This window comes from Parapedobacter indicus (genome assembly GCF_900113765.1).
GTDB lineage: Bacteria > Bacteroidota > Bacteroidia > Sphingobacteriales > Sphingobacteriaceae > Parapedobacter > Parapedobacter indicus.
In genome coordinates this window covers 178,713-191,913 of the sequence record NZ_FOQO01000009.1, presented here as the reverse complement: position 1 = coordinate 191,913, position 13,201 = coordinate 178,713, and the positions used below count along the sequence as shown (strand labels likewise).

Below are 13,201 nucleotides of genomic sequence, written 5' to 3'. Positions count from 1 at the left end.
CAAATAATTGATGTTTCGTACCAAGCTTGCTTACTATCTCGGTCGGTTTTCTGATCTAAGGTTCGGCAGAACGCTAAAATTAGTATGGTCCATAGCACCCGGTATGACGGTGATGGTCATCTGTTTGATGGTTGCATCTACCGGACTGCTATTTGTGTCGCTATATGCGTTAAAAGTATTGGTGGATGTCGTGTCAAGTTTTGAAATTGGATCGGCAGTATATAGGCAACGTATCATCGAGCAGGTAATTATAGCCGGTGGTGCATCCGTACTCCATGGCATAGTCAATTCGTTTTCTACCTATTTTTCGGAATTGCAATCGACTACGATCTCCGAAAAAATAGACGATAGGATTCATCGCCATACAGTTGGTCTAGATATGGCTTACTACGAAAATCCGGAATATTTCAATACCCTGAAACTAGCGAAAGAGGCTGGCGGTAGTCGGCCCAATGCAATTATTATGGGACTGATCAATGCGATGAACGGTGGGCTCAAAATCGTTGCGGCATCTACGGTCATTATCACGATCGACTGGCGGCTCCTTCCGATCCTTATCGCATTTATTGTCCCCATGTTCTTAGTTCGCATTTATTTCTCAGAAAAGCAAAATGCACTTCGTATAAAGAATACACCGCTTGAACGTCAGGCTTCTTATTATGGGCAGCTCATTACATCAGAGGTTTCCGCAAAAGAGGTCAGAAGTTACAATTTAGGTGACTACTTCAAAGATAAGTATTTCGGTATCAGAAAGAAGCTGGTCGCAGAGCGATTGCGGATTAGTCTGCAAAGTACTTTTTCAGAAGCCGGCCTGGGCTCCCTAACCAGCTTGAGTTTTTTTATCTGTATCTATTTCATTGCAATGGGTGCAATCGACGGCCGTGTTTCGTCTGGCGATATTGCTATTTTTCTGTTGATGTTCCCCATGTTTTTTGGTTACCTCCAAGAAGTAATGGGAAGCATTACCACCGTGTATACGAATAATATTTATGTCAAATATATCTTTGATTTGTTTGATTTGAAAAGCGAGCTGCCTGAGCCGGAATCGCCACAACCTATACCGGATGTAAAAGACGGTGAAGGGGTACTACAGGTAGAAAACCTGAATTTCAAGTATCCACATGCAGACAAGGATGTATTGAAAGACGTTTCCCTAGTTATTCCGCAGGGTAAAGTCGTGGCGTTGGTGGGCTTAAACGGTTCCGGAAAATCAACCTTGATTAAATTACTTGCCCGGCTGTATGATCCTAACTTCGGAACGGTCCGGCTCAACGGTGTTGATATCACCAACTTTTCACTAGCGGAATACCGGCGGCAGATCAGTATCGTATTTCAGGATTTTTACAAATACAACGTAACGGCCTCGGAGAATATTTTCCTCGGCGACATAAGACGGCACCAGCACGACCACAGCGATATTGTTCAAGCGGCAAAGCAAGCGGGCGCACATCAATTCGTTGAGGAGTTTGAAAGTAAATACGACACGATGATGGGGAGAGTGTTCGAGGGGGGACATGAGATCAGTATTGGGCAATGGCAGAAGCTGGCTACTGCAAGGGCCTTTTATAGTCCGGCCCGCTTCTTCATATTGGATGAAGCCACCAGCGCGTTGGATGCCCGCTCCGAACATAGTCTCTTTGACGCGCTTAAAGCAAACCTTGGGAACAGGGGGGCGCTGATCATTAGCCACCGGTATTCGACGGTTAAGCATGCCGATTATATTTATGTCCTATCCGATGGCGAAATCGTCCAAGAGGGGGCTCCCGAGCTGCTGGCTAAGATTAACGGTGCGTATGCTGAATTATTTAAAATTGACATGTTGCAAGAAAGTGTTTAACGAATAACCATACTATTGACCAGCTTTTGGATCTAAACTATGAGTGTTGATAATCAGAAAGATACCGTTGTTATTGTCTCTACCATCTTAACAGCGTGGGGCGGATGTGAAGATTTGTGGTCAGCGACCGTTCCGCTGTTGCAAAACCGGGGATATCACGTGGTTGTTTGTAAGCAACAAATTGATGACGACCATCCAAAAATAGTTTCACATATCCAACAAGGTGTCGAGTTCCTGGCAACATACCGAAGGAAATCGCTGGTAATGCGGGCCTGTCAAAAGGTGGTTCGGAAGATGAAGCAGGTATTACACATCGGAACCGCACCTGCCAAATATAGTTTCGGCTACTCCGACGAGGCGTTGACCTTTGCAAATTACCTTAAGGCTTACCGTGTTAAGCTTGTACTGATATCGCAGGGAGCAAATTTTGAAGGATTGGGATACGCGTATGCCTGTATGGTCAAAAAAATACCCTATGTTGTTGTTTCCCATAAAGCAATAGATTTTTATTGGCCGCCCGTTGACCATCGTATAGGCATGCGTGAGGTGTTGGTCAATGCGCGCGGGTGCTATTTCGTATCGCAACATAACAAACAGCTTACCGAAGAACAGTTCGGGATTCGTTTACCGGATAGTCGGGTAATCTTCAACCCCGTTAAGCCAACGGAATATATTCCCTATCCGGCTACGGAGGGCACTTTTCAACTCTGCTGCATCGGTCGGCTATTTCTGGTCGAAAAAGGACAGGATATCCTCATCAGAGCATTAAGTCAAGCGAAATGGAAAAACCGTCCGTTGCGTGTGGTGATAGTAGGATCCGGCCCGGACGAATTGGTGCTGAAACAGATGGTGGAGCTGTTGGGAGTTGAGCAGCTATCGTTTTTGGGAGAGGTGAACAATATTTACGAAGTCTGGAGAGAGTCGCATGCACTAGTGCTTCCGTCTCGCACAGAGGGCTTGCCATTGGTTATTGTGGAAGCCATGATGGCCGGCCGACCGGTTATTACAACAGATGTGGGTGGCAACAAAGAATTTCTTGAAGAAGGCGTTACGGGGTTCCTCGGTTATGCGAGTGACAGGTCATTCGAAGAAACCTTAGAACGGGCCTGGCAGCATCGGGAGCGGTGGCGCGAGATGGGTAAGCAGGCAGCGGTGTCCATCCGGAATAGAGTTCCCGGCTCGCCTGAACGGATTTTTGCAGATTTATTGGAACAACACATATATGGGTAAGCAACTTGTATCGGTAATTATACCGACCTATAACAGAGCAAGTTTGATTTTAAAAGCTATTCACAGCGTGTGGAACCAAACTTATCCGCATGTACAGTTGATCGTGGTGGACGACGGTTCCGAAGACAATACAAACGCATTGATCGGCAATCTGGAGGGATTGGAATACGTCTTAATACCGCACGGGGGGCATTCTGTTGCAAGAAATACCGGCTTGGCCCGTGCCAAAGGCTCGTTAATTGCCACGTTAGATTCCGACGATACCTGGCACCCTGATTTTCTGGAAAAATGCGTGGGTGCGATCGAACAATATAATGCTGATTTCGTATTTGCCAATTGGTATCAGGGTTGTCGAGATGGAAACCCACAGGATTTCTTGTTAGGCGATCCGTTTATCAGTCCTTTTATAAAACCGCACCTAAAATTAAATACCAGTTCCTCATGGGTCGTCCTATCGGAAAATAAGCTGAGACGCTTGTATCTGTTATCGTGCCCTTCTCCCTCGTCGGCGGTCGTGATGAAGCGGTCGTCCATTTTGACCGGTTGGAATAAGAAGTTGCGAATAGGTGAGGACTGGAGCTTATATCTTGATATGATATTCAAGAAAAAAGGATGCCGCGCCGCGTTTACAATGGAAAAACTGTGGAACAAACATGTTCATGAGCACAATATATTTGATGGTAAAAAACGGGAAGAAGTATTGGATACGGTGGTGGAGGATGATCTGGAACTGATTCATATATATCGTGAATTCTTGACGGTTGAAGAGTTGAAGATACTCAGAAAGAAATACGTATTGGATGCGATGGAACTGGCTAAGTATGCGCTCATCCGGAACTGGAATGTGAAGAAAACATGGAAATTTGTTCGGCTATCGTTTGCTGAAATGCCGTTTCAAGCATTTAAAGAGATTTTTAGGTTATTGGGAGTAGCGATAGCCAATCGCTGGCGTGCAATTAAATGGAGAGTAATCAGTGCAGTTTCCACTACCAAGATGCAGCAGGAAGGAACATGATTAAAAATACACAAACGTCATGGATTTGAAAGGAAGAATCGATCATTCATTGGGGGCAATACGCGCACATGACTGGTGGGATCACAAGCTGCCCGTACTGCTATTTCCCGCTTATGCAACCACTTTTGTGTATGGAATCCCACTTTATGCAGTTGCCCCTTATTGCCTTTTTCTACTCATGGCTTTAGCGGTCGGTGCCGCTTACGTCAGTTTAATTAATGATATTACCGACATTGATGAAGACTTGGCAATTGGTAAGCCTAATAGGATGGCCAAAATCCACCGGAACGTGCGCTGGATGTTTCCCATTGTATGTATTGCGCTGGGTGTGATAGCCATGGTACTTTTAAAAATGGATACGATATCCATTATTTTTTATTCAATGTCTTGGCTCGTCTTCAGTTTGTATTCCCTACGTCCGTTCCGATGGAAGACAAAAGGTGTGTTGGGCGTATTGTGTGATGCATCTGGTGCCCACATGTTTCCCTCTTTGCTAATGGTTACAATGGTTTGCCACGTCGCCAACGTACAAATTAATTATACATGGCTTATATCGGTTGCCATTTGGTCGTTCGCCTTTGGCCTTAGGGGCATTTTGTGGCATCAGTTTATGGACAAAGCCAACGATATACAGACGAATACCCGGACCTTTGCTAGTAAAGTGGATACAGCTGGATTTCGTCCGGTTGCCACAATTATTGTAATCACCGAGTTGGTTGCTTTTGCCGTGGTGCTCGTGTATATTTCACAACCGATTTTGTTCTTCCTTCTTCCTGTATATTTTGCATTGGTTGGCATACGATTCAAAAAATACGAGCAGTACCCCATCTTCATACTCGCTCCACAGAATAAGCCCTGGCAAATAACGATGCTTGACTTTTATCAGTTTTTCTTGCCGGTGGGATTATTGGTTTCGGCGGCATATACGCAGCCATGGGCATGGGTAGTGTTGGTTATACATACCTTACTGTTTCATAAAATCGCATTCATAGCCATACGAGATTTCTCTATGACAGTAAGATGGGGATATTTTAAATTGCTGGTCGCGATAAAACGTATCGCATAACACATAGGTTGGCGTTACTTTTTCTGGTCTCTACGAAATTAGGAGTTTCGGTTGCCGTCAATTTTACCCTTCCGTTTACACAAATTTGCAGCACTATCGTGGAGAAGAAAAGATGGCAACCTCGTAATGTCGGATTTGACCGTTACAGGTTGACAAACCTACGTAAAATGCTCATTAATTTCTAATTGCGTGAATAAAATCAAACCGAATACATCGCCAATAAATGATTTTGGCGCCATCCACGCTACATGTAGTTGTTCTGCTACATAATTAAATAAAGAGGCTGTAAGGTTCGACTATATTTTTTGATTAGCTATACTTTTGCGTGTCTATGAATTTATAGTCATGTACTTAGCAAAACAAATCACTATTAATTTAAGTGTATCTCTGAAGCGGATATTAAGAAATCAAACTATGACAAAGCGAATATTGATATTATTACCACTGTACCTTCTCTGTTTTGGGAGTCAAGCCCAGGAATCTCTTATTAGAACGTTGGATTATGCGATGTTAGATAAATTGATTGAATTGGCAAAGACTAACTATCCCAAGCGGAAAATTAGCCAAGAGAATGAGAAAATGGCAAAATCTACAGTCACCATGGAAGCCTTGGGCTACTTGGATTTGGTTAACGCGAGCTATATTTATCGGCCGAATAACAGACCTTCGATCAATCCAATAAATCCCTATGTGTACAACGGGTTTCAGGTAGGTGTCGGACTAAATTTAGGTAGTTTCATTGCCAGGCCATTCCGTATCCGTCAAGCTAAGCAGCAGTTGAGGATCGCACGTTTAGAGAACGAAGATTTTGATAACATACTCGAGAATGATGTAAAGGCCAAGTACTATTTATATGTTCAACTGACCAGTGAGTTAAAGAATAAGACTTCTGCTGCCCAAGATGCGAAAAGTCTGTTTGATAGGTTACAGGGCCAATTTGAATTGGGAGAACTCGATCTCGATACCTATTCGACGGCCCGGGCTAATGTCGCAAGCACTAACTCTGCCTTGATTCAGACAGAGGTAAACTACTTGATGGCTAAAGATGCCCTTGAGGAGCTCGTCGGCGTGAAATTAGAAGAAGTTAAGTGATCTTTAAGTGATATAGTTATGTTTGATATTCCCAAATTGCTCCGTTATTACAAACGCTATAGCTGGCTGATTATATTAGTTCCGGCGGTTGCGGTTGCGGTTACTTACTATTTCGTTAAGGATTTGCCAGACGTTTACCAGGCACAGACCGTAATATCCACGGGAATGACCGATGCGGCCAAATACGGCGGATCGGAATTAGCCAGTCAGTCGCGGCAAACTTATTCGAATATGATGGGTATGGTACGCATGAAACGGGTTATGGACAAGGTGTCTTACCGGCTGGCGTTGCATGATCTAGAAAATGAAAGTAATCGATTCAGACGCGAAAATCCTGTGTTAGAAACGATGACTGCTTCAGAGAAACAGGCACTCATTTCAACGATCAGGAAGTGCCTGGCAGAAAATATTCCATTGGTGCCGAGCGATCCCGATGTTAAACCGGTTTTTGATTTTATCTCCGCTACGGGCTATGATCGGGGGTTTCTTACCAATAGCATGCAGGTGAACCGATACGGAGAAAGCGATTTTCTGGGGATTACCTTCTTCGCTGAGCAGCCGGAACTTGCTGCGTTTGCCGCCAATACGTTAGCTTCCGAGTTTATCAATTATTACGAACACGTAACGTTTCAGAGCAGCCATCAGTCGGTTTCGATGCTCGACTCTTTGCTGAAAGAAAAGGAACGCGTCATGCAGGAAAAAAACGACCAGCTACGGGACTATCGGGTAAACAGTGGAGTACTGAACTCCTCCACACACTCGGGTATGCTTTACCAGCAAGTATCCTCGATGGAGGCAAAAAGATCGGACAAATTAGCGGAAATTGAATCCATTCAGGGGGCGATCGCAGATATTAATAGGCGACTGAATGACCCAAATGGTGGATATTCGCTATCAAATACTGTTGAATATAACAATGAGATCATTGGATTGGATAGGCAGCTTGACCTCGCCAATAAGCGGTATATCGATAACAATTTCCAGGAACGTGATAAGCAGCGGATAGATTCCTTGCAGGAAGCCAAAAGACGTGTAGTAGCTAATGCGGCAGCAAGCGGATCATTCGGAAATCCGCGCGAGAGCCGACAGGTGCTTCAACAGCAAGTCATGGAACTGCAAACGCAGCTGTCTTCGGCTCGAAGTAGTATCCGGACAATCGATGCTGGACTTACTTCCGCTCGGGCTCGATATAGTGCAATGGTCCCAACGGACGCAAGCTTGCAAAATTACGAGCGCGCAGCCGAGTTGGCCACAAGCGAATATATGGAAGCATTGAACCGTTACAATCAGGCGGGCTTCGTATCAGACGTTGGTACCCGTTTAAACATTGTTGAACTTGGGTTGCCTGGACAGGCCAGTAAATCGAAAAAAATAATGTATATGGGGTTGTCGGGCGTATCAACACTTTTCTTCTGTTTGGCAGTGCTGACGTTGCTTTGTCTTCTTAATCGGCGTATACACAATTCGGATGACCTCAAGCTGATAAGTGGTATTGATACCATCGTATCTCTAAATCGTGTGAAAACCAAACGGACGAACATCCGGCGCATTTGGGAAGAGGCGGCGTCGAATCCCCAATATGAATTTTACAGAGACCAATTACGCACGTTACGGTTTGACTTGAATAAGGAACTGGAAAAAGGGAAATGTGGCATTTTGGCGATCACAAGCCTGGGGGTTGGAGAAGGCAAGTCATTTGTGGCAGGCAGTCTCGCTTATGCGTTTGCAATGATCGGCAAAAAGGTGTTATTGATCGGTGAAGATACAAAAGTGTTGCATGACGTAAACGATCCATCGGATAAGCCCAAGAGCAATGAATCGCCCGCCGAACAACAGTTTGAAACTTTTTTGATCGAGCGTAAGATTCAAACGGAGGATTTAATAACGAATTTGCAGCGTAATCGGAATAATAGTTCTATTCTTGAAAGACAAGACAATGAAAATCTGGTTGCAGGTTTCAAGCTATTACGGGAGCAATTCGATTTGATCATTATCGATGTTGGTAGTTTCACCAGTATCAATCAAGTAAAAGAATGGCTGATGTTTTCAGATGTGAGCTTAGCCGTTTTTGAGGCTGGGCGGACAATAGATAATTCTGCCATAGGTTATTTAGGGTATTTGAAGCAATATCCGGGCTTTAAAGGATGGGTGTTGAATAAGGTAGAGACGGATTTCTCACCGAAAAGCGCTTAATTAAACCCATTATTGTATAATATTATGAGGCAGGTTTCAGATAGTAGAACCGATTCTCTATTCTATAAGATAACCTTCTGCGGTGTACTGTTATCCGGTGCGATAGCCGTCGGCTACTTGACTGCTTATGTTGGTGAATTAGTGCCACTCTTGACCATATTCATTTCGGTAGCAGTGGTGTTCTTGACGGTTTTGTTTCGTAGGCCGATAACTGGTTTGTTTTTTTTGCTAGGGTACGGTTTCACATTGTTTTTTTTTTCGAGGGAATTAGGTTTAAATATCCAATGGGGTATCGGTCAGGAACTGTTGCTTTTATTGACATGGATAGCTACTGTCTTCTATCGCGATAAAAATGAATGGACGGTTTTGTCCAGTGATATTGTTTGGTTGACGGTTGCTTGGTTTGGACTAAGTGTGCTTCAAATCGCCAATCCATCGGGCGTTAGTGTAATGGGGTGGCTTAATGAAATCAGAACAACTGCGTTGGTTCCTTTGTTAACCATTCCACTCACAATGTTACTTTTCCGTAGCCAGAAACATTTGAATACATTTCTTAAAATTGGTATCATTTTTTCGCTATTAGCAACATTAAATGGTATCAAGCAACTCTATTTTACATTGTCGCCTGGCGAAATGGAGTTTTTGACCGAGAACGCTCGAACCCATATGATTTTTGGTCAGCTCAGGGTATTCTCGTTTTTTTCAGATGCCGGTCAGTTCGGCGCTTCTCAAGCGCATTTTGTGTTGATTTGTTTTATCCTAGCCATCGGGCCATTTGCATATTGGAAACGTGCCCTCCTGGTAATAGCAGGTGTCGTCTTGTTTTATGGAATGATGATCTCCGGAACACGGGGTGCTTTTTTTGTGTTAAGTGGCGTATTAGTTGGTCTTCTACTGACCAAAAATTTTAAGATCTTAGCAGTTGGGTTGGTGATGTTGCTGTGTTTGATAATGTTTCTAAAGTATACATCATTTGGTCAGGGTAATTATCATGTTAGAAGGTTGCGGACTGCTTTGAATCCGACAGAGGATGCTTCCTTTCAGGTGCGTATGAATTCACAATTGGCGCTACGGGATTATTTGCAGGACAAGCCATTTGGCGGTGGATTAGGCTCAATTGGTGCAAATGGGAAGATCTATAATCCAGGAACATTTCTAGCCAATGTCGAGCCGGATAGTTATTGGGTGAAAGTATGGGCCATGTATGGTCTGGTAGGGCTTACTTTGTGGTTTTGTATGATGCTATATATCATTGGCAAATGCTGTGGCATCATATGGAACATCAGAGACCCAATATTAAAGATTAAGTTGATTGCGCTCGTTTCCGGTGCGCTAGGGGTATTTATCTCAAGCTACGGCAATGAAGTCATCAATCGAGTACCGGCTTCATTAGTTGTATTGATGTCATGTGCTATTGTCTATATAGCCCCTAGGTGGGACATGAAGCCAGATGAAACAGGTAGTATAACATCTGTAATTAAACAGTGATATTTTTACAACATGCCGTTTGAGTATTTTATTTTGCCAGGAATAGTAGCTTTTATCCTGGGGATTTATAACGGACGAAAATCCGGAGAAAGTAATCGCAGAAAATCGGGACATTCAGGTCAATGATGTGTAATCGAAATATCGTTATTGTCGGACAGCAATCTTGGGATACAACGCTTGGAAGTAATTGTAAGGATATAGCAATGGAGTTCAGCAAGCAAAATAAAGTATTGTATGTCAATTCGCCATTAGACCGGTATACGTCGGTCTCGCTTGGAAAAACCCCCTGGGTGCAACAGCGCTTACAGATTATAAAAGGCAAGGAATCAGGTTTTTTTCAGGTAAAGGACAATTTATGGACATTATATCCAGATTGCATCGTGGAGTCCGTTAATTGGTTAGACAATGTGCCCATCTTTAATGCAATTAATCGGATAAACAATAAACGTTTTGCAAGGGTCATCAACTGGTATCTCAAGAAATTGGGCTTTGACGATTTTATTCTTTTTAATGACAATGAAGTTATTAAATGCCATTACTTACAAGAATACCTAAATCCTAGCCAGAGCGTATATTACTCGCGTGATTTCATCGTTGCGGCACCTTACTGGAATAAGCACGGCAGCCGTCTCGAACCACTTGTTATCAAAAACGCGGATCTATGCGTGGCCAACTCCGTGTTTTTGACAAATTATTGCAAACAGTATAATGACCATTCGTATTTTGTTGGTCAAGGCTTTAATGATGATTTGTATGTGAGTTTTGATCGAGAAAAACCTGCTGAGCTGAAAAAAGTGACTGGTAAGATTATCGGGTATGTGGGGGTACTGCATAGCAGTCGACTGGATATCGAAGCGATGGAATATATCGCAAAGAAAAGGCCCGATTGGACGCTGGTTTTGGTGGGACCTGAAGATTCCGAATTTGTACGAAGCAAACTCCATAACCTACCTAACGTCTTGTTTTTAGGAATGAAGAGCAGTTCCGATTTGCCGCGTTATATTAACTGTTTTGACGTATGCCTAAATCCCCAATTTCTGACGCCATTAACCGTCGGTAATTATCCTCGGAAAGTCGATGAATACCTGGCAATGGGTAAACCAGTGGTTGCGCTACAGACGCATGCTATGGAGATGTTTTCATCGGTTACCTACTTAGCAAACAGCAATGAAGACTATCTCAATCTGATTGACTTGGCCATTCGCGAGGACTGTAACACACTGCAGGAAGAACGTAAGGCATTTGCTCGTGAGCATACTTGGGAAAATTCTGTTAGCGCTATCTATCAGGCACTTGAAAAAGTAAGAAAATGAATATCGATAACATACTGCAATACGAACGAGATTTGTCAAACGCAACAAACGGATTGCTTATGCGAATCATGGCGCTATCAATGCAAAAAAACAAATAGAGAGAAATAGAACGAGTAAATACAGATCGTAACAAACCTGTTTTATGCGATGACAAGAAGGAGAATTATCATCATCTTACTGTTATTGGCAGCCTCGCTGATGTGTTGGCTTGCTAGCAAATGGTGGCTACTTACAAGGCGAGGGCCGACGGATCTGGCGTCCTTACAGCAAAGTGGTAATGCCATAGCTGCATTAGCCGAGACCATACTACCCCGTACAGATACACCTGGCGCGAAAGATGTACACGTAGAAAAATTTATCATAGATATGGTGATTTACTGTATGTCTGACACCGAGCAATATACTTTTATTAAGGGTTTGGAACGGGTTCAACAACACAGTTTGAATTGGTTTAATCGGTCCATTCCTGTCTGCTCTGACGACGAATGTGTTAAATTGATGCGGTGGTTGGAACAGCAGGACAGCTCATTGATAGACATACCATTGCTCAACAAAGTTAGGAGAAAACTATTCGGGAGAACATTCTTTCAACTATTGAAATCGCTAACTGTAGAAGGGTACTGCACATCGGAGATTGGTGCTACTCAAGGGTTGGCATTTGATGCAATACCTGGCAACTATACACCGTGCCTTACGATCAATAAAGGTCAGAAAGCGTGGGCGACAACTTGAACGATAATAGGAATGTATAAAAAATATAACGATGAGGTTAGATTTTGTGTTTGTAAGTCTGCAACGGATTAATACCGATCGGGAGTCGACTTCGACCAGTATTGCTAAGGAGTTATCACGACACCATCGTGTACTCTATGTCAACCCGCCGATAGATCGTAGGACGTACCTTTTTGGTACGTCTGACAAGTTTGTGAATGATCATCTTCAGTCTGTTAAAAAGCATAAGCGGAGCCAGCTGTTGCAGGTTACTGAAAATTTATGGACGTTATATCCTGGAAAGGTGATCGAATCGATCAACTGGATTCCTAACACGACGATTTTCCAATTTTTTAATCGGCGGAACAACCGCAAGTTTGCCAAAGAAATTAGGCAGGCAATAGACGAACTTGGCTTTGAGGATGTTATCTTGATTAACGATAAAGACATCTACCGGAGCTTCTTTCTTAAAGAATTACTTAAACCATCCGTAAATGGGTACCTTGACCGGGACTACATTATCGCAATGGATTATTGGAAGCGACACGGTAGCGTATTGGAACCATTACTGATGGCTAAATCAGATTTGATCCTATGCAACTCACCCGGATTTACCAAACGTGCTTCGCAATACAATACCCATGCATATTACATTGGTAATGGATGTGATATTACGTTGTTTGACGCCAACGTATCGCATCCAATCCCAGATGACCTTTCGCAGATTCGTTCAAAACCCATTGTCGGTTATATCGGGGCGCTTATAGCGTTGCGACTAAATGTTGATTTATTGGTTTATTTAGCACAAAACAAACCGGAATGGAATTTTGTATTTATCGGCCCTGAAGACGAGGCGTTCCAACAGAGTAAACTTCATACACTCAATAATGTCCATTTTCTTGGAAAAAAGGACTCCATGCTGGTTCCCGCTTATGTGCAGCATTTCGACGTTTGTATCAATCCACAGCAAGTCAACGAGATTACCGATGACAACTATCCATTGAAAATCGATGAGTACCTCGCTATGGGGAAGCCTATAGTGGCCACAGCTACGACCATTATGCAAGAGGTTTTTCATCAAGTCGTTGGTTTGGCAACATCCAAGGAAGAATTTTTAGCTAAATTGGAGGAAGCACTGGAAAGCGATACGGATGAAAAACGGAAACAACGCATAGCGGTGGCAGAGACGCACAGTTGGCCAACGATCACGCAGCACATGCTTGGTATCACCAAAGAATATATTCGTCAATCGTAGC

The 13,201-nt window shown here is 43.3% G+C and carries 10 protein-coding genes; all 10 read left to right on the top strand.

Features of this window, described 5'->3' with window-relative positions:
- Positions 1–10: 10 nt before the first annotated feature.
- The 10 genes from BMZ56_RS18290 to BMZ56_RS18245 all read left to right on the top strand — a co-directional run bounded on the left by BMZ56_RS18290 (position 11) and on the right by BMZ56_RS18245 (position 13,200).
- Positions 11–1,837 carry an ABC transporter ATP-binding protein gene (locus BMZ56_RS18290; RefSeq protein ID WP_090629114.1) on the top strand — a complete coding sequence of 609 codons (1,827 nt, stop codon included), beginning with the start codon at positions 11–13 and terminating at the stop codon, positions 1,835–1,837.
- 39 nt (positions 1,838–1,876) lie between these two features.
- Positions 1,877–3,067 carry a glycosyltransferase family 4 protein gene (locus BMZ56_RS18285; protein ID WP_090629113.1) on the top strand — a complete coding sequence of 397 codons (1,191 nt, stop codon included), beginning with the start codon at positions 1,877–1,879 and terminating at the stop codon, positions 3,065–3,067.
- Positions 3,060–4,082, top strand: coding sequence for a glycosyltransferase family 2 protein (locus tag BMZ56_RS18280; protein WP_090629111.1), 1,023 nt, complete (start codon positions 3,060–3,062; stop codon positions 4,080–4,082). The genes BMZ56_RS18285 and BMZ56_RS18280 overlap by 8 nt, the downstream gene beginning before the upstream one ends.
- 25 nt (positions 4,083–4,107) lie before the next feature.
- Positions 4,108–5,148 (top strand): UbiA family prenyltransferase, encoded by a 1,041-nt coding sequence (locus BMZ56_RS18275; protein WP_177195208.1) that lies wholly within the window; start codon positions 4,108–4,110, stop codon positions 5,146–5,148.
- A gap of 414 nt (positions 5,149–5,562) precedes the next feature.
- Positions 5,563–6,240 (top strand): TolC family protein, encoded by a 678-nt coding sequence (locus tag BMZ56_RS18270; RefSeq protein WP_177195207.1) that lies wholly within the window; start codon positions 5,563–5,565, stop codon positions 6,238–6,240.
- Positions 6,241–6,258: 18 nt separating this feature from the next.
- Positions 6,259–8,433 carry a GumC family protein gene (locus BMZ56_RS18265; RefSeq protein WP_090629106.1) on the top strand — a complete coding sequence of 725 codons (2,175 nt, stop codon included), beginning with the start codon at positions 6,259–6,261 and terminating at the stop codon, positions 8,431–8,433.
- A gap of 24 nt (positions 8,434–8,457) precedes the next feature.
- Positions 8,458–9,921 carry an O-antigen ligase family protein gene (locus BMZ56_RS18260; RefSeq protein ID WP_090629104.1) on the top strand — a complete coding sequence of 488 codons (1,464 nt, stop codon included), beginning with the start codon at positions 8,458–8,460 and terminating at the stop codon, positions 9,919–9,921.
- Between the two features lie 290 nt (positions 9,922–10,211).
- Positions 10,212–11,234 (top strand): glycosyltransferase, encoded by a 1,023-nt coding sequence (locus BMZ56_RS18255; protein WP_245893288.1) that lies wholly within the window; start codon positions 10,212–10,214, stop codon positions 11,232–11,234.
- A 147-nt stretch (positions 11,235–11,381) separates the two neighbouring features.
- The gene (locus tag BMZ56_RS18250) at positions 11,382–11,966 is read left to right on the top strand and encodes a gluconate 2-dehydrogenase subunit 3 family protein (protein WP_090629101.1); all 585 of its coding nucleotides are present in this window, start codon (positions 11,382–11,384) and stop codon (positions 11,964–11,966) included.
- Positions 11,967–11,997: 31 nt separating this feature from the next.
- Positions 11,998–13,200 carry a glycosyltransferase gene (locus tag BMZ56_RS18245; RefSeq protein WP_090629100.1) on the top strand — a complete coding sequence of 401 codons (1,203 nt, stop codon included), beginning with the start codon at positions 11,998–12,000 and terminating at the stop codon, positions 13,198–13,200.
- Position 13,201 lies beyond the last annotated feature (1 nt).

Bases quoted from the DNA above. Each gene is read 5' to 3' on its own strand.
- BMZ56_RS18290 (WP_090629114.1), top strand. From the start codon at position 11: ATGTTTCGTACCAAGCTTGCTTACTATCTCGGTCGGTTTTCTGATCTA.
- BMZ56_RS18285 (WP_090629113.1), top strand. From the start codon at position 1,877: ATGAGTGTTGATAATCAGAAAGATACCGTTGTTATTGTCTCTACCATC.
- BMZ56_RS18280 (WP_090629111.1), top strand. From the start codon at position 3,060: ATGGGTAAGCAACTTGTATCGGTAATTATACCGACCTATAACAGAGCA.
- BMZ56_RS18270 (WP_177195207.1), top strand. From the start codon at position 5,563: ATGACAAAGCGAATATTGATATTATTACCACTGTACCTTCTCTGTTTT.
- BMZ56_RS18265 (WP_090629106.1), top strand. From the start codon at position 6,259: ATGTTTGATATTCCCAAATTGCTCCGTTATTACAAACGCTATAGCTGG.
- BMZ56_RS18260 (WP_090629104.1), top strand. From the start codon at position 8,458: ATGAGGCAGGTTTCAGATAGTAGAACCGATTCTCTATTCTATAAGATA.
- BMZ56_RS18250 (WP_090629101.1), top strand. From the start codon at position 11,382: ATGACAAGAAGGAGAATTATCATCATCTTACTGTTATTGGCAGCCTCG.
- BMZ56_RS18245 (WP_090629100.1), top strand. From the start codon at position 11,998: ATGAGGTTAGATTTTGTGTTTGTAAGTCTGCAACGGATTAATACCGAT.